At 30.7% G+C, this 17,929-nt stretch carries 13 protein-coding genes; 3 read left to right on the plus strand and 10 right to left on the minus strand.

The window, feature by feature from the left end:
* Nucleotides 1-49 precede the first annotated feature (49 nt).
* From LXD69_RS06345 to LXD69_RS06360, 4 genes are all read right to left on the minus strand, one after another.
* Nucleotides 50-1,207: a beta-ketoacyl synthase N-terminal-like domain-containing protein gene (locus tag LXD69_RS06345; protein ID WP_246918333.1), complete on the minus strand. Its 1,158-nt coding sequence runs from the start codon at nucleotides 1,205-1,207 to the stop codon at nucleotides 50-52.
* A gap of 123 nt (nucleotides 1,208-1,330) precedes the next feature.
* Nucleotides 1,331-2,602, minus strand: a complete 1,272-nt coding sequence (gene bioA / locus LXD69_RS06350) for an adenosylmethionine--8-amino-7-oxononanoate transaminase (RefSeq protein WP_246918334.1) — start codon at nucleotides 2,600-2,602, stop codon at nucleotides 1,331-1,333.
* Nucleotides 2,603-2,696: 94 nt separating this feature from the next.
* Nucleotides 2,697-3,317 (minus strand): dethiobiotin synthase, encoded by a 621-nt coding sequence (bioD, locus tag LXD69_RS06355; protein WP_246918335.1) that lies wholly within the window; start codon nucleotides 3,315-3,317, stop codon nucleotides 2,697-2,699.
* Between the two features lie 57 nt (nucleotides 3,318-3,374).
* On the minus strand, nucleotides 3,375-4,514 hold the full coding sequence (locus LXD69_RS06360) for an aminotransferase class I/II-fold pyridoxal phosphate-dependent enzyme (RefSeq protein ID WP_246918336.1): 1,140 nt from the start codon (nucleotides 4,512-4,514) through the stop codon (nucleotides 3,375-3,377).
* A 211-nt stretch (nucleotides 4,515-4,725) separates the two neighbouring features.
* Between LXD69_RS06360 and LXD69_RS06365 the strand changes: the two genes are divergently transcribed.
* Entirely contained in the window at nucleotides 4,726-5,223 is a 498-nt protein-coding gene (locus tag LXD69_RS06365) for a hypothetical protein (RefSeq protein ID WP_246918337.1), read from the plus strand.
* A 59-nt stretch (nucleotides 5,224-5,282) separates the two neighbouring features.
* Here the strand turns inward: LXD69_RS06365 and LXD69_RS06370 are convergent, their stop codons facing one another.
* From LXD69_RS06370 to LXD69_RS06395, 6 genes are all read right to left on the minus strand, one after another.
* The gene (locus tag LXD69_RS06370; protein WP_246918339.1) at nucleotides 5,283-10,088 is read right to left on the minus strand and encodes a PKD domain-containing protein; all 4,806 of its coding nucleotides are present in this window, start codon (nucleotides 10,086-10,088) and stop codon (nucleotides 5,283-5,285) included.
* A gap of 92 nt (nucleotides 10,089-10,180) precedes the next feature.
* The gene (locus LXD69_RS06375; protein ID WP_045969924.1) at nucleotides 10,181-10,462 is read right to left on the minus strand and encodes a F0F1 ATP synthase subunit epsilon; all 282 of its coding nucleotides are present in this window, start codon (nucleotides 10,460-10,462) and stop codon (nucleotides 10,181-10,183) included.
* 76 nt (nucleotides 10,463-10,538) lie between these two features.
* Nucleotides 10,539-12,050 carry a F0F1 ATP synthase subunit beta gene (gene atpD / locus LXD69_RS06380; protein ID WP_045969922.1) on the minus strand — a complete coding sequence of 504 codons (1,512 nt, stop codon included), beginning with the start codon at nucleotides 12,048-12,050 and terminating at the stop codon, nucleotides 10,539-10,541.
* 153 nt (nucleotides 12,051-12,203) lie between these two features.
* Entirely contained in the window at nucleotides 12,204-14,051 is a 1,848-nt protein-coding gene (gene glmS, locus LXD69_RS06385) for a glutamine--fructose-6-phosphate transaminase (isomerizing) (RefSeq protein ID WP_246918341.1), read from the minus strand.
* 6 nt (nucleotides 14,052-14,057) lie between these two features.
* Nucleotides 14,058-15,701: a DUF4270 domain-containing protein gene (locus tag LXD69_RS06390; RefSeq protein ID WP_246918342.1), complete on the minus strand. Its 1,644-nt coding sequence runs from the start codon at nucleotides 15,699-15,701 to the stop codon at nucleotides 14,058-14,060.
* A gap of 16 nt (nucleotides 15,702-15,717) precedes the next feature.
* Nucleotides 15,718-16,524: a glycogen/starch synthase gene (locus tag LXD69_RS06395; RefSeq protein ID WP_045969916.1), complete on the minus strand. Its 807-nt coding sequence runs from the start codon at nucleotides 16,522-16,524 to the stop codon at nucleotides 15,718-15,720.
* A 107-nt stretch (nucleotides 16,525-16,631) separates the two neighbouring features.
* Between LXD69_RS06395 and panC the strand changes: the two genes are divergently transcribed.
* Both panC and panD read left to right on the plus strand, forming a co-directional pair.
* A complete protein-coding gene (panC, locus tag LXD69_RS06400; RefSeq protein WP_246918343.1) occupies nucleotides 16,632-17,477 on the plus strand; it encodes a pantoate--beta-alanine ligase in 846 nt (281 codons plus the stop codon).
* A gap of 85 nt (nucleotides 17,478-17,562) precedes the next feature.
* Nucleotides 17,563-17,913 carry an aspartate 1-decarboxylase gene (panD, locus tag LXD69_RS06405; protein WP_045969912.1) on the plus strand — a complete coding sequence of 117 codons (351 nt, stop codon included), beginning with the start codon at nucleotides 17,563-17,565 and terminating at the stop codon, nucleotides 17,911-17,913.
* Nucleotides 17,914-17,929: the final 16 nt, after the last annotated feature.

The following is a 17,929-nucleotide window of genomic DNA, read 5'->3' on the forward strand; positions in this document are numbered from 1 at the left end:
AATTATGATATAAAATCTCGTTTTTTGATCACTTAGAGGTAAATTTTTTCTATTTTGAAATTAAAATACTTACAGCATTTCCACCAAAACCAACAGCATTTACTAAAATTTTTCTTATTGGTGCTTTCCTTTTTTCCTGATTATAAAATGGAATTTCTATAAATTTTTGATTTTGTAACATTAAGATGGCGAGTTCTAAACTTAAAATTCCTGAAGCTCCAAATGTGTGACCTATTTTCCATTTGTTTGTAGTTAAAAATGGAAGAGTATTGCCAAATATTTTTTTTATCGCGTTTAATTCTGATGTGTCTCCTTTTATTGTTCCTGGAGCATGCATTATTATGGCATCTATTTCTTCTAAAGAATTGTTTTTTAATGCCATTTTCATTGATTTTTGAAAACAGTCTGCTTCTGTAGAAATAGAAATATTGTGTTCTAAAACTTCTGTGGCATAGCCAATTCCTTCTACAAATGCTAATGCATTTTCTTTTTGCCCTGCTTCTAAAGTAATTACACTTGCTCCTTCACCTATTACCATGGTGTTCTCGGTTTTGTTTAAATCGAAAGCTCTACATGGATAATCGCCTTTTTGCCTAGAATAGATGCTTAAGGCTTGCATTTGTGCAATTGTAAAGGGGGTTAGAGGTGCTTCTGAACCACCTATTAGAAACTTATCGGTCATTCCTGATTGTATCCATACCACTCCATTTAATAGTGAATGTAATGATGTGGAACAGGTAATGGAATGTGAAATTTCAGGTCCGGTACTTTGTAAGTCATTTGCTACCCAACTGGATATATTTCCTAATGTTGTTGTAGGTGATGCTAAAGTGCTTACCTTATTTGTTTTAATAAATTCTGCGTGATAATGTTCAAAAAGCTCTGTTGCTCCTCTTGAAGAGCCTATGTTTATCCCAAAAACATCTTCTTTTGTCCATTTTGCTTGTTTTATTGCTAAACGAGAAACCCAAATAGCATATAGAACTGATTTGTCTAAATTTCTATATTTTGTGTCGGATTCTTGAAGTTCTTTTATTTCGTTTTCTAATTTTTCAGAAATACTTGCTGCCCAAACTTCTTGGTTTCCAATATTTTTCTTAGAAATAAAGGTTTTGTTCTTGTCTAAATAATGATTCCAGATTTCTTCAGTTGTGTTTCCTAATGCGGAAAGAGAAGCTAATGCGGTTATGGAAATTTTTTGATTCAAAAGGTTTATGGTTTTTCTTTAGTCCTGACGGAAACGACATCCTTTAAAATATTATTTTTAAAGATATAGTAAACAGCAGGAAAATGGTTTGCAAATATACCTAGAGATTTACTCCTAACAAAATTATACTATGTTTAATGCTTTTTCTATGGTATTGTAAATTTTATCGAGTTGTTCTTTGGTTATAATGTAAGGTGGTAATATGTATATAATATTACCTACAGGTCTTAAAATAATACCATTTTCAATAAAAAAACGATATAATTTGTTTCGTAATTCTCCATAGTAATCTTGTTGTTCTTCAATATGGATTTCCAATGCGAAAATTACACCTAGAGATCTTGTTGTTTTCACCTTTGGGTGCGTTTTAATGTGTTTTTCAAACAGTAAATGTTGCTGGTGAATTTGATGTATGTTGTTTTGTATTTCTGGTGTTTCTAGTAATTCAATTGAGGCTAAAGCGGCTGCACAACCAGTAGGGTTTGCTGTAAAAGTATGACCATGGAACAATGCTTTTGAAGTGTCATTATCATAAAAGGCATTATAAATTTCATTTGTAAAACTTGTTATTGCCATAGGAATTGTTCCTCCAGTAAGTGCTTTTGAAAGGCACATCATGTCGGGTTGCTGCTTTAGGTAGTCGCAAGCGAAATTTTTTCCTGTTTTTCCAAAACCAGTCATAACTTCATCTGCAATAGTAAAAACGTTGTTTTTTTTGGCAATGCTTAGTATTGTATCTAAAACAGAACTAGAATACATTACCATTCCTGCTGCACCTTGTACTAAGGGTTCAAAAATAAAAGCAGCATATTCATTTGATTGTGCTAATTTTTCAAATAATTGAATGGTTTTTTCTTCATTTCCTTCTGTTGGAACAGGAATTCGAGTTACTTCTAATAAAGAACCTTGAAAAGCTTCTGTAAAAAACGAAATACCACTTGCTGCCATTGCGCCAAAAGTATCGCCATGAAAAGCATTTTCAAAAGCAATTATTTTAGTTTTCTTCTCTTTTTTATTATAAAAGTATTGTAAAGCTACTTTTAAAGCTACTTCTACTGCTGTAGATCCATTATCTGAATAAAAAAACTTTTTTTGGTTTGAAGGTAAAATTTGAGATAGCTTTTCAGCCAATTCTATTACTGGTTTATGAGTGAATCCACCAAAAAGGACATGTTCTAACTCGGTTAGTTGCTTGTAAATAGCTTTAGCTATAAAAGGATTACTATGTCCAAAAGGATTAACCCACCAAGATGCAATAGCGTCTATATATTCTTTTTCGTTTTCATCCCAAAGTAATGCTTCTTTTCCTTTAATTATAACAGGATGAGGAAATGCTGTTTTATGTTGTGTATAAGGATGCCAATTGTATAATGTGTCTTTTTCAGATAAAGTCATTTTGTAATAGAATAAGGGAAAGAGTATAATATAATTAATCTCTTAAGTGTTTAAAAATCAAAGGTAAAAGCTTAGGGTAATATCTAATGAGCAATTAATTAATTTGTGAGAGATTTTCATGAAATAAATCGGCATAATAACGAATTACATTTTTATCAAAATAAGGTTCGTTCTCTATTCGTCCTATCATATTTAAACCTGATTTTGAAAGAATAATTTCTTCTGTTGCTTTATTTTCTTCTCCATTAAAAATTATACCTGCAATATCAATCTTTCTGTTTTGTAAGGCTTCTATAGTTAATAATGTGTGATTTATACTACCTAAATAATGACGAGAAACAATTATTACTTTATAGTCGGGTTGAATTAAGTCTACAATAGTGTTTTCATTATTTAAAGGTACAAAAAGACCTCCAGCAGCTTCTATGATTAAATGGTTTTTTGTTTTAGGTTCTTTTATCTCTTTAAGATTAATAGTAACATTATCTAGTTGAGCAGCGTAATGCGGACTTGCAGGATAACTTAATGCATAACTGTTTTTATGAAAGACAGTTTTAATATTAGTAGTATATTTTTGAACCTTATGAGTGTCTGAATTATCTAAATCACCTGCCTGAATAGGTTTCCAGTAATCGGCTTTTAATGCTTCTACAAGTATTGCCGAAGCTATTGTTTTTCCTACATCGGTTCCTATGCCTGTTATAAATAATTTCATTTTAATATGTTTTATTTCCTTGCAAAGGTCGTAAACAATAGAGACAATTAAAATGTTTTATGTATTTATTAAGTGTTTTTCTAATGATAATAAAGCTTCTTTTATTTCTTCTTTGGAATTATAACTATGTAAACAAAAACGAAGTCGTTCTTGTCCTTCAGAAACTGTTGGAGAAAGTATTGGTTTTACATCGAATCCTTTATTGTTTAAATAAATAGAAGCATTTTTAACCCTTTCATTTCCTGAAATAATAATGGACTTTATACTTGAATTGTAATTTGTGGAATTAAAAATTGAAGAAATATTTTGATTAAAAAAAAGAGAGTTTTCTTGTAGTTTTTTAATTTTTTCTTGACTTCTTTCTAATTCTTGATATGCTATTAAAATAGTGGCTATAGAGTGTGGAGGAAGTGCAGTTGTGTAAATAAAACTTCTAGAAAAATTTATTAGATATTCTTTTAGTTTCTTACTTCCTAATATAGCTGCTCCATGACAACCAAGTCCTTTTCCGAATGTCATAATTCGTGCAAAAACTTTATCTTGTAGTGTTAATTCTTGCACTAATCCTTGTCCTTTATTTCCAAAAACGCCTAATGAATGTGCCTCATCAATGATAAGTAGTGCATTGTGTTTTTCTGATAGATTGGCTAATTTTAGTATATCTGGTGAATCTCCATCCATTGAAAAGACAGATTCAGTAACAATATAAATTTCTGAAAGTTTGTTTTCAAAGCGTTGAAGCAGTTTTTCTAAATCGTTTAGATCATTGTGTTTGAATTTGTAAGATTTAGCTAAACTCATTTGAATACCATCACGAATAGAAGCATGACTAAATTCGTCATATAAAACAATATCATTTCTTTGTGGAACTGAGCTAAATAGGCCAATATTTGCATCGTAACCCGAATTAAATATTAATGCGCTTTCAGATTGATGAAATTGTGCTATGAAACTTTCTGTTTCTTCATATAAAAAATGATTACCAGAAAGTAAACGTGAACCTGTAGCTCCGTTTTGAGTTGCTTTTTTTTGAATTAGTAATTCATGCGCTTTGTGAAAGATATTTTCATTCTTTGAGAATCCTAAATAATCATTTGAAGCAAAATCAACTACAATAGATTGTTTTTTAAGTGTTCGTAAAGCATTATTATTAATGCGATTGTCGATTTTATTTTGTAATAACTTAGGTAGTTTCATTTTTCAAAAATAAGGAACTTTTAATTAATTTTTCTTTAATGTTTTCTGTCTTTAGTATGATTTTTTTAATTAAAAAAGGTGGTTTTACCTGTTTTTATTTTAGAAATTCCCTCATTAATAAACAGGGAACTGACTCTTTTTTAAATAACTATTGTTTTGCAACTTTACATTAATGAGATAAAGGAATGTAAATTAATTAAAAATTTAGAAGATGAGAATAGCATATTTATTCTTTTTACTTTTTTTAATAAACTGTGAAAAGTTAACAAGGGATGAAGATATTAAAAAAGAGATTACTCAGCTAGATACTGTATCTAAAGGCAAAAGTGTTGATGAACTTAATATTAAAAAAACAATGGAATTAGATGAAAGATTAATAGGTACTTGGCGTTATACTGAGGTTATTAATAGTGGTTTAGGAGCGCTTTATACTTCTATGACAACTGATTTTTTTCTTCAATTTAAAGAAAATGGAGTTGTTATTAATTGGCAAGGTGATTCATACGTTGGGAGTAAAGATGCAAATTTTAATAGTACTGCCGGTAATAATTCGCAATCTGGAAAATGGAAAACAGATAGAGATAAAGGTTTGTTGTATTTTATTGACTCTGTAACAAATGAATCTGTGCATACAAAATATTATGTAGAGAATAATAGAATGATGTTGTCAAATGACAATAAGAAGCAAGTTTATGAAAGAATAGAATAGATTAAAAAAAGTCCTACTATTTGTAGGACTTTTGATTTAGATAAAACAGCTATATTTTTTTAAAATAAAAATTTCTTATATGCTATTTGGTTATTGCTTAATGTAATTTTCATTAATAATGCCGAATCTGATTTTATAATTGAATTTATGTTGAATTTATATGCATCGATATTATTCTTATCTAATACTTTTCTTCCTAAAACATCATAAATAACAATATTTTTAATTTTCTCTTTTTTAGATTCTATTTCAATTTGATCTATTCCACTTACAATAATATCATTTGGGTCTACTTCAAAATCAATATTAGAAAGTAAAGATGTATTAAACCTTAAGATAAAACGATCATTGATTTCATTTGCTTCAGAATAAAAAGAGTAAGGTTGATTAGAAATATTATTAATAGTGTTTAAGAAAGTATCTTCGACAAATATTTGTTGTCCTGTAAAAAATCCATCAACTGCATGAATTGAAATAGTATAATTTCCAGGAGTTGGTGTGTTTATACCTAACGGAATAGTGTCTTCATCAGAGAAAGGTAGTCCAAATGCTTGGATAGTCATTTTATCACTTCCTATAAAAGTATATATCTTTTGTGCGTTTGGCTCTACTTTTGTGAAAGCATCATATAATCTATCTTTTGAATTTGTAGCTTCTTCTAAATAGCCAATTAGTGTTCTATCTGAATCCGCATTTTCATTTGATAAATTTAACCAAATTCTGTTCTTTTCAACTGAAGAAGGACTTGTTTTATAAAATTGATCGTTTGTGTATGTCTTATTTCTCAATGAATTATTAAAAATAATATTATCTGATGCTGTAGCACCATCATTCATTAAAACCATAAAGCCTTGTCCTCCAGCAATAAACCCATTAAATCCATTTGGACCACTTACTGTTCCTGTTCCATTATGTACAATAAAATCTGACAAAGAATAATTTGTTGTATAGTTCCCATAAAAAGGATTAGGATTAGATGTACTTGGAAGAGTTCCATGTGTCCAGATTCTAACAGACCCTTCAATAATTGAGCTATTTAAATTTAGAAAATCAATTACATTAATAGATGAAGGATATGGGTTTCCAATTAAATTCCAGTTATCATCAAATCTTGTTATTGTTATAGAGTTTGCTCCTGAATAATCAACACCCGTATAATTTCCTCTAGAAATAGTTGTTGAAATAGCTCCATTGTTTGGAGAACCATTAATGAATTCGGCTGTAAAATCTTGTGCAGTACTTGTGAAATTACTTGGTCCTCGTACAATATAACCATTTCCAGGAAGCATAACGTCATTAGGAGCATTAACCCAATATCCTTGACCTCCATTTCCATTTGTAAAAACAGAATCCCATTTGTATATGTTTCCTGAAGATGTTAAAGGAGAAATATCTCCTACATTAAATCCTTCAATAGGAGAAGACCAAAATACATAGTCTTGTTGACGAATATTAGTTGTTCTTTCGTAATTAATATTTCCAATATTAGTATTTATATCATTTATTTGGATTAATGATCCGTTGTTTTTCACATTTAAAATCCCATTATTAACGATATCATTTTCAACAACAATATGATTCGAATGATTAATGTTTAATTCGAATCCTGAATTTATTAATAAACTACAACATTCAAAATTTCCGTTTATAGATGTGCTGTAATTTCCGTCTATTACTACTGGTATGGTTAGTGAAGGAGTTCCATTACTCCATGCTGTCCCATTCCATGTTGTAGGGGTAGAGCAATTTGAAACTAACTGTATATCATCTATAGCAATATCTGATTCGAAACCATTACCTGTTATTCCTCTAATTCGTAATTTGATTGTTTTTCCTACGTATGGTGCTAAATTTACTGTAGCTATATTCCATTGATTTCCTTGATTACCAGAGATAGTGGTTATGATATTTTCTTGCCATTTTCCATCAGAAAATAAATCGATATGTAAGCTGCCTGTATTTACTCCAAACATATGATAAGCAAAATTGAAATCATAATTCTTGTCTATTACGATGCATTGGCTTTCTAGTATTCCTGTTTTATTAGAACAGGACGATGCTTCTAAATAAATATAATTTCCTGTAGCTGTACCAGGATTAAAATCAGTGTTTGGACCTGTATTGGCACTAGGAGTTCCTCCTTCATCAACTCTCCAGTCGATATCATCATCATTTCCGTTTGTTAAATTTGACCAAAAGCCAGTTAAACCACATGTTGTTGAACCACAATCTGTAGTAGTTGCACATAGTGTTTCACCTTCAAAATCTTCATTAAAATTTGAAGCTATAGTTCCGGCATAAATGTTAATATACGCTGTTTTAGTCTCTGTATTAGAGCCATTTGCATTTGTTGCTGTTAATTCAACAGTATAAGTACCTGCGTTAGTAAATCTAATTTCAGGATTTTGAGATGTAGATGATGTTCCGTTTATATATGTAAAAGTAGTAGGAGTTATTGTCCAAGACCATGAAGTAGGTGTATAATCAGATTTATCTATTAATATGAAGTCATTTCCTATACAATCTTCTGTTGTTTCTGATTCAAAACAAGCAGTTGGAGCAATGTTTCCAGGATCCTTTAAATCACTTGTCCAAAGACCTTGTCCATAAGTAGCAGCATAAAGTTTACTTTTACACTCTGTGTTATTTGAATATATTTCTAACTCAGTAATTTCTAAATTTGCTAATCCGGTTGAAAAGGATTCCCAATCGGACAAATTATCATCTTTATAATATACTCCTACATCCATTCCTACATACATCGCATTAACAGGGCTTGAGTGATCTATTACAATAGTATTTAATGAAATATTAGGGAGTGTTCCTGAAATATCTGTCCAATTTAATCCTGCATCGGTGGATTCATAAATGTTATTTCCTAATGCTATAAAAACATGATTAGGATCATTTGGATCTATTTCAATATCTTTAGGTACTAATGAAGCAGGTAAATTTGTGTTTAAATTAGTCCAAGTAGGTGAAGCTGCTAAAGCGTCATTTGTATAGTAGAATTTATTTGTTCCGTTTCTAGAAACATACATTATATTACTATTTGATGGGGCAATTGCTAAATCAACAATTTTGGAAGTTGCTCCAAAATTAGAGATTTGATTCCAAGTAGATCCTGTACGCACAGCAGTATTTATCCATATATTTTCATAACCTGCGAACATTGTATTTGAATTATTAGGATCTAGTTTATATGGCGTTACCCAAGCTCCTGTTTCAGAGATACTACTTGTAATATTTCCAAAAGAAGTTCCTCCGTTTGTTGATCTGCGAATTTCTCCATAGTATAAGGCTCCATACATATAGTTTTCATTAGTTGGATCAATAATACATTCCATACCGTCACCACCTATTTCCGTGGAGAATATAGGACCTCTGTTTATTGCTGTTCCATTATCTTGATAACCATTTATAACTAGATTATCAATTGTTTGTGATGCGCCAATTTTATAAACTTGTGCAATAGCTAAACCACTACTAATATCATTCCAATCGGTTCCATTATTTGAAGAATAATATACACCTCCATCATTTCCATTATATAAAAAATTAGTATGTGGAGAAAATTCTAAAGCGTGCTGGTCTGCATGAACTCCGTCTATAGTTCCACTTTGTCCAACCCAATATGAAACACAATTCATTGTTACTCCTCCATCTGTCGATTTCCAAAGATTTACTCCACCTGTGTATATGATATTAGCATCAGTTGGATCTGCAGCAATGACTAAGTCATAATATGCTTGACTTGCTGTGCCAGAACCATCTGTATTATACCCTAAAATATTAGGTGCGTTTGTTCTTGTTGAAAAACTTATTCCACTATCTGTTGAGCGATATATACCTATTAATCCATTAGCTCCACCAGCTAATAAGTAAACCCAGTCTGGTTCGTTATTAGAAACGGCTAAAGCAATTCTTTGAACACCTATAGGAGTGCCACTAGTAACCTGAGTAAAAGTTGCTCCTCCATCTGTAGAAACATCTACACTTGTTCCTGAAGCATATATCGTATTTGGATCTCCAGGCTTAAAAGCAATATCTTTCATAGAAGAACTAGTAGAGGCAAAAGTCCAATTTGCGCCTGCATCTATACTTTTGTATATTCTATTACCGTTTGTTGAGGCTATTAAGATGTTAGAATTGGTTGGATTCATTAAAATTTCATAAACAGTTCTATTTCCCATTCCAGTATTACTACTAAGCCATGTTATTCCTCCATCTATACTTTTATATACACCATAACCAGGCGCATCACCACTATCTCTATCGCCTGTTCCAATGTAAATAATATTTGGATCTATTGGATCTATAACAATACTTGAAACACCTAAACGAACTAATCCGCTTGAATATTCTTTCCATGTTGCTCCACCATCTATTGATTTCCAAAAACCACCTGATGGTGCTCCTACAAAAATAGTGTTTGGATCTGTTGGGTGAAATGTAATACAGTTTATCCTCCCATTTCCATTGATTTGTCCTGTTCCGTTATTTGGAGAAGAAATAGGACCTATAATTTTCCAATTTCCTGAACCAGCAAAATACCCTCTACTTATGAATTTAGTATGTGAATTTTTATATCTTTTAATTTCTTCTAATAGATTTCCTTCTTTTGGAAAATTACCATTTTCATCGACTCTATTTTCCCAATAGTATTCCCATCTTTTAAATTGTTTAATTCCTTTTCCTTTAGGAAGCTTTTTAGAATTTGACACATTTTTTTTGTAGTATATATTAAAATCTTTTTGAATTTCATTAAAATTAGCATTTCTATCATGCATCATTATTTGCCAATTTTCTTGTGAAAACGACGAATAACATAAAAATAATATAAAAATGAGTAAGGTTTTTTTCATGGTTTTTTGGGGTATTTAAAAATATAATTGTAAAGTAAATGCAAAAAAAGCCTTGCGTTAGCAAGGCTTGTAATTAATTGTTTTTAAGCGATTTAATCAGCTAAAACAATAACTTTATTTTCTTTCATTTCGATAGTCCCAGAATTAATAGGTAACCAAAATGTTTGCTCATTTATTTTATTGAATTTAGAAACAAACTCTTTTTGAATTTTAATATTTTGAGCATTAATTTTTATATTTCCTTTTGCTAATAATGACACAATAGGAGCGTGATTATTTAACATTTGAAATTCACCATTAATACCAGGAACGGCTACTGAAGTAACTTCTCCTTTAAATAATGTGGCTTCTGGTGATACTATTTCTAAAATCATAATTTTTTATAATTACGAATCTCAAACTACAAGTTATGAATTATTAATTTTCGTAACTTGTAGTTCATTAATTCAGTTATGCTTCTGATAACATTTTTTCTCCAGCTTCAATAGCTTCTTCAATTGTTCCTTTAAGGTTAAATGCTGCTTCAGGTAAATGATCTAATTCACCATCCATAATCATGTTAAATCCTTTAATAGTATCTTTAATGTCTACTAACACACCTTTCAATCCTGTAAATTGTTCAGCTACGTGGAATGGTTGAGATAAGAAACGTTGTACACGACGCGCTCTAGAAACGACTAATTTATCTTCTTCAGATAATTCTTCCATACCAAGAATTGCAATAATATCTTGTAATTCTTTATAACGTTGAAGAATTTCTTTTACTCTTTGTGCACAATCATAATGCTCGTCACCTAAAATAAGAGGAGTTAAGATACGAGAAGTAGAATCTAATGGGTCTACTGCTGGATAAATACCTAACTCAGCAATTTTACGAGACAATACTGTTGTTGCGTCTAAGTGAGCAAATGTTGTTGCAGGTGCAGGGTCAGTTAAGTCATCCGCAGGTACATAAACTGCTTGTACTGATGTAATAGATCCTGTTTTTGTAGAAGTAATACGCTCTTGCATCGCACCCATCTCAGTTGCTAATGTAGGTTGGTAACCTACCGCAGATGGCATACGTCCTAATAAAGCAGATACTTCAGATCCAGCTTGTGTAAAACGGAAGATGTTATCAACGAAGAAAAGTACATCTTTCCCTTGTCCATCTCCAGCTCCATCACGGAAATATTCAGCAATTGTTAAACCAGATAAAGCAACACGTGCACGTGCTCCAGGTGGCTCATTCATTTGTCCGAATACGAAAGTCGCTTTAGAATCTTTCATTATATCTTTATCAACTTTAGATAAATCCCATCCTCCATTTTCCATAGAGTGCATGAAATCATCACCATATTTGATAATTCCAGATTCTAGCATCTCTCTTAAAAGGTCATTTCCTTCACGTGTTCTTTCTCCTACTCCTGCAAATACAGAAAGTCCTCCGTGACCTTTTGCAATATTGTTAATCAACTCCTGAATTAATACTGTTTTACCTACTCCAGCACCACCAAACAATCCAATTTTACCTCCTTTTGCATAAGGTTCAATTAAATCAATTACTTTAATACCTGTAAATAAAACTTCAGTAGAAGTTGATAAATCTTCAAACTTTGGAGCTGGTCTGTGAATTGGCAAACCATTTGAACCTTCTTTAGGTAAATCTCCTAAACCGTCAATTGCATCACCAATTACATTAAATAAACGACCAAATACTTCTGAACCAATTGGCATTTGAATAGGAGTTCCTAAAGACAAAACTTCTTGTCCTCTAGATAAACCATCTGTAGAATCCATTGAGATTGTACGAACAGTATCTTCACCAATGTGAGATTGTACTTCTAATACTAATTTTGTTCCGTCTGCTTTAGTGATTTCTAATGAATCATAAATTTTAGGAAGCTCAGCATTTTCCGTGTTAAATACCACGTCAACAACTGGTCCGATAATTTTTGCAACTTTTCCTGTAACTTTAGACATTGCTTATGTATTTATTTAATAGCTATTTAGTATTGAAAAACCGATATATTTTTCAGAATGCAAAGATAGTTTTTTTGTAGACAATTTTGCAATTAATTTTTTGAGTTTTTTTGAAATAAAAAAGCGAAATTTAAAAATCTCGCTTTTTTATTGTTATTCTACAGTAACGGACTTCGCTAAATTCCTAGGTTGATCAACATTACAATTTCGCATTACTGCTATATGATATGATAATAATTGTAATGGAATTGTTGTTAATAAAGGTGTTAGAGCTTCACTTGTATCTGGAATTTCAATAACATGATCTGCTAATTCCTTAACCTGTGTGTCTCCTTTTGTAACTACAGCGATTATTTTTCCACTCCTAGACTTAATTTCTTGAATATTACTAACTACTTTATCATAATGACCTTTGTTTGGTGCAATTACAACCACAGGCATTGATTCATCAATTAAAGCAATCGGTCCGTGTTTCATTTCCGCAGCAGGATATCCTTCTGCATGAATATAAGAAATTTCTTTAAGTTTTAAGGCTCCTTCTAAGGCAACTGGAAAATTATAGCCTCTTCCTAAGTATAAACAATTTGGAGCATCTTTATAGATAGCTGCAATTTGCTTTGCTACATCATTAGTATTTAATGCTTCTGTTACTTTTTCTGGAATTAATTCCAGTTCTAATAAATATCTTTGATAATCAGAATTTGACATTTTTCCATTTGCTTTTGCTAAGCGCAAAGCTAACATGGTTAAAATTGTAATTTGTGTTGTAAATGCTTTTGTTGACGCAACTCCAATTTCTGGGCCAGCATGAGTATAAGCTCCTGCATGGGTTTCTCTTGAAATAGATGAACCAACAACATTACAAACACCAAAAACAAATGCTCCTTTTTCTTTTGCTAGTTTTATAGCCGCTAATGTATCTGCTGTTTCTCCTGATTGAGAAATTGCAATTACTACATCATTCTCATTTATAATAGGATTTCTATATCTAAATTCTGACGCATATTCAACCTCTACAGGGATTCTGGAAAATTCCTCAATAATATATTCAGCAACTAATCCAGCATGCCAAGAAGTACCACATGCAATTATTATAATTCGATCTGCGTTAAGGAATTTTTCTATATTATCCTCAACACCAGACATTTGAATAATTCCTTTGTTTGCTAATAATCGACCTCTATATGTGTCTTTAATAACACTTGGCTGTTCGTAAATTTCTTTTAGCATAAAGTGTTCATATCCTCCTTTCTCAATTTGCTCCAAATTCATTTGAAGTTCTTGGACATAAGGCTCAACTAAAGAATCATCTTTAATTTTACGAACTTTCATTGGTTTATGCAAACGAACAATTGCCATTTCTTCATCTTCTAAATAAATAGCATTTGACGTGTATTCTATAAAAGGTGTAGCATCTGATGCAATAAAAAACTCATTTTCACCTATACCTATTGCTAATGGACTTCCAAGACGAGCAGCAATAATTTCATTTGGTTTCTCTTTATCAAAAACAGCTATTGCATAAGCTCCAACAACCTGATTTAAAGCAACTTGAACAGCCTTTCCTAGTCCTAATCCTTCTTTCTTCTTAACATCTTCAATTAAATTGACTAGAACTTCAGTGTCCGTGTCCGATTTAAAAGTATAACCTCTTTTGATTAATTCTTTTTTTATCGGTTCATAATTTTCAATAATACCATTATGAATAATAACAATGTTTCCAGAGTTTGAACAATGTGGGTGAGAATTTATATCATTTGGAACTCCATGAGTCGCCCAACGAGTATGTCCCATTCCTATATTTCCATGTAGTGTACCTTCCTTTTCGGCTTTCAATTCTAAGTCTGAAACCTTTCCTTTTGTTTTAGATAATTTTAAATCTTTTCCGTCAAACAAAACGATTCCGGCACTATCATAACCTCTGTATTCTAGTCTGTGTAATCCTTTAATTATTAAAGGATAAGCATCTCTATGACCAATATAACCTACGATACCACACATAAAAAATTAATTAGGTTTTGTGTAATAAATTTCAAATTTCATTTTCTTACTAGGATCAGTACTTGGGTGATTCCCGTATAAGATAGTTCCTAGTGGACTCATTATAGATCCTATTGGTAAATTAGTATTGCCAAATAGTGTAGAGTCTTTAATGTCATACCTGTTTCCGTTATTAATATTTTGAGTAACAGATAATCCAAGCCTTACATTTTTATTTGTATTTGGATTTGTTCCTTTGATTAAATTATTAATATGACTGCTTAATCGAATCTTATATTTTGTATCAACATTTTCAACAACTTCTAATATTCCTCCATATGAGAATTTGTTGTTAGCAGGATCTGTCGCTGTTGAACTATCAAAAATATAATCTAAGATAGGTGTGTTGTTAGTCGCATCATATAAAAAAATCCTTGTTGGATTTTTTTGCCCTTCATTTTTTACATAAAAAGTTAAATAAGCCTCATTTATTAGAATACTTTGAGATCTTAATTCTTCTAGTTCTTCAGGGATTAAATCATCATCTCCTGCGTCATCATCCCCGAATAAATCTATAAAAACAACAGAGCCATCACCTCCTTTTGGGTATAAGAACTCGTCTGTATTAGGAGCATTAGTATTCGTTAGTTCATCATTGTATTCCGATGAAAATGTGTTTTCAAAGAAATTAATTGTATTTCCTTTTAAATTTAATTTAAATGTTTTTTTCTTAAACTCATCTGTTGCTGCTTCCTTTGTGTGATATTGCATTGTAATATATGCTTTAGAAAAATCTAGTAATGCTAATGCATTAGAATTACCACTTGAATTTGCATCAACTTGAAAATACAATCCTTTAAAGTATTCTTTGAACAAGTTATTGTTAATCAGTTTGCTATCAGGAGCATTTAAAACTTTAGTCTCAAAGAAACTTTTATTTAGATTAATCCACATTCCTGGAGATAACCTTTCTTTTACTACTCTTTTTGAATCATCAGTTGTCACAGCTCCATTAGAGTCTAAATAAGCTCCACTACCATTTGTTTTGTAGATAATTATTTCCTCTTTATTGAATTTAAACTGAGTGTTTTCTGAAAGGTTTGAGCCGTCATTAAGTTGTGCACTTGCTAAATTGTTTTCAATTAAAGATGTCTTTTCGTCTGAATAATATTTTTGTGAAATAGAAGGATCTGCGGCATTATAATTTCTTAGAAAGTAACCATTTTCAAATATCTTTAAATCTAAGGTAGCGTTATCTGAATCTCCATAAACTGATTTTAATTTAAAAGTATTAGGTTCAATTCCAGAACCTGTTGCTGTTTGTTCACTAAAATAAGGAACATATAAATAGATAGAATCTGTTGATTGTATTTCTCGTATATTTCCAAAATAAGGAGCAATACTGCTTAATTCTAATTGGCTTACAAATGTTGATTTCGTTGTTCCAAAATAAGGGTCAACATATATTCCTAGAGAATTTATTGGTAAGTTGTTTGATTGAACAGCACCTGTTCTTTTAGTGTAAGCTGACAATGTAACATCATCTTTTATTAAAAAATCAAAATGGTCATCTCCAATAACTTCGGAACCTATTGTGTTAAAATCTTTATCGCAAGAAACAATAGTGGCTATGCTTAACAATATAGCTATATTTGAAACAATTTTTTTCATGTAATTATACCGTAATTTATAAAATATGTTTTTTAATGAAACTAGTGTAAATTTCATTAAGCTTTTCTTTCGGTGTGAAAGGTAAAAAAGGTTTTTCGGAAGTTTCTATATATTTTGTTAAAGTTGGGCTTAGTCCTTCAGAACCAATAACAATACCGTCAGAATGATCAATTGTTAACTTCATTAAGTTCTCATAATTTGGCATTTTAACTGTTGAAATAACATCATCCGATATATTATCAAAACTCATTTTATTCATTAATTCTGAATTCAATTCTCCTTCAAATCCTAAATTATAAACTGAAGTAATAATTTTTGTATCAGTAAATATTCCTTCATTTTTATAATAATGTTTTAGATATACTGGTAATAATGATGCCATCCATCCTTGAACATGTATTACATCAGGAACCCAATTTAATTTTTTTACAGTTTCTACAACTCCTTTTGCAAAAAAGATAGCCCTTTCATCATTGTCTGGAAATAAATTCCCATCTTCATCAGTAAAAGTAGCTTTCCTTTTGAAATACTCATCATTGTCAATGAAATAAACTTGAATTCTTTCTTTAGGAATAGAAGCAACCTTAATAATTAGAGGCATATCCATATCATTAACTACTAAATTCATTCCCGATAAACGAATAACTTCATGTAGCTGATGTCTTCTTTCATTAATATTTCCATATCGAGGCATAAAAATTCTTATTTGACCTCCAATATCATTAATCATTTTTGGAAATTCATATGACTGTAGCGAGACTTCATTCTCTGCTAAATAAGGCACCACTTCAGATGATACGTACAATATCCTCTTTTCTTCCATAACTATTTTTGTTTAACAATTGTTTTTAAAAAACACGCAAAATTACAAAAATTTATGGATTTATCTAGTAAAATAGTAAGTTTGCACACTAATTAACATAAAACAAGATGCTCATTTTTACTGAAAACAAAGTTTTATCCTCTCATTTATTGCCTTTGATTAATCAAAATAAGACCATTGGGTTTATTCCTACTATGGGTGCTTTGCATAAAGGACATTTATCTTTAATAGAAAAATCTTTAATAGAAAATGATATTACAGTGATGAGTATTTTTGTAAACCCTACTCAGTTTAATAACAAAGAAGATTTAGAGAAGTATCCACGTACATTAGAGGCTGATGTCGCTAAAATAAAAAAAATTAGTTCTGAAGTAATTATCTACAATCCTACAGTTAAAGATATTTATGAAAACAATGTCGAGTCTCAGGATTTTAGCTATGATGGTCTTGAATTTCAAATGGAAGGAAAACATCGAGTAGGTCACTTTAATGGAGTAGGTACAATTGTAAAGCGACTTTTTGAAATTATAAAACCAACTAATGCTTATTTTGGAGAAAAAGATTTTCAACAATTACAAATAGTAAAGAAAATGGTTTCTAAGCACAACTTACCTGTAACAATTATTGGTTGTCCAATTTACAGAGAGAAAAGTGGTTTGGCAATGAGTTCTCGAAATGAAAGACTGTCAGATGAATCGAGAGAAAAAGCCTCAGTTATTTATGAAATATTGAAAGAAACGAAAAAATTGTTTCAAAAAAAATCAGCTAATGAAGTAGTTAAAATAGTTGAAGAAAAGTTTAAAAAAATGCCTGATTTTAAGCTAGAATATTTTGAAATTGCTGAAGAATCAACTCTTTTAACTTGCAAGAGGAAAAATAAAACTAAGAAATATCGTGGTTTTATAGCTGTTTTTATTGATAACATAAGACTTATTGATAATATTTCAATGTAACTCCTGCTTTATGATATAGAAATAGGAATTTCATATTTCCTTAAAAAAAAATATTTAATTTACACGAAATAATTAACTTTGCAGCATGCATATTCAAGTAGTAAAATCAAAAATTCATAGAGTAACCGTAACAGGTGCCGATTTGAATTATATAGGCAGCATAACCATTGACGAAGCGTTAATGGAAGCGTCAAACATTATTGAGGGTGAAAAAGTTCAAATTGTAAACATAAACAATGGTGAACGACTAGAAACTTACGCTATAAAAGGCCCTAGAAATACCGGAGAAATAACCTTAAATGGTCCGGCAGCAAGAAAGGTACATCGTGGAGATATTGTTATCATCATTTCTTATGCATCAATGGACTTTGAAGAAGCTAAAAATTTCAAGCCTTCGTTAGTGTTTCCTAATGAAAAAGATAATTCATTAACTTAATTTTGAGTTCTTCCCT

Source organism: Flavobacterium sediminilitoris, assembly GCF_023008245.1.
Taxonomy (GTDB): Bacteria; Bacteroidota; Bacteroidia; order Flavobacteriales; family Flavobacteriaceae; genus Flavobacterium; species Flavobacterium sediminilitoris.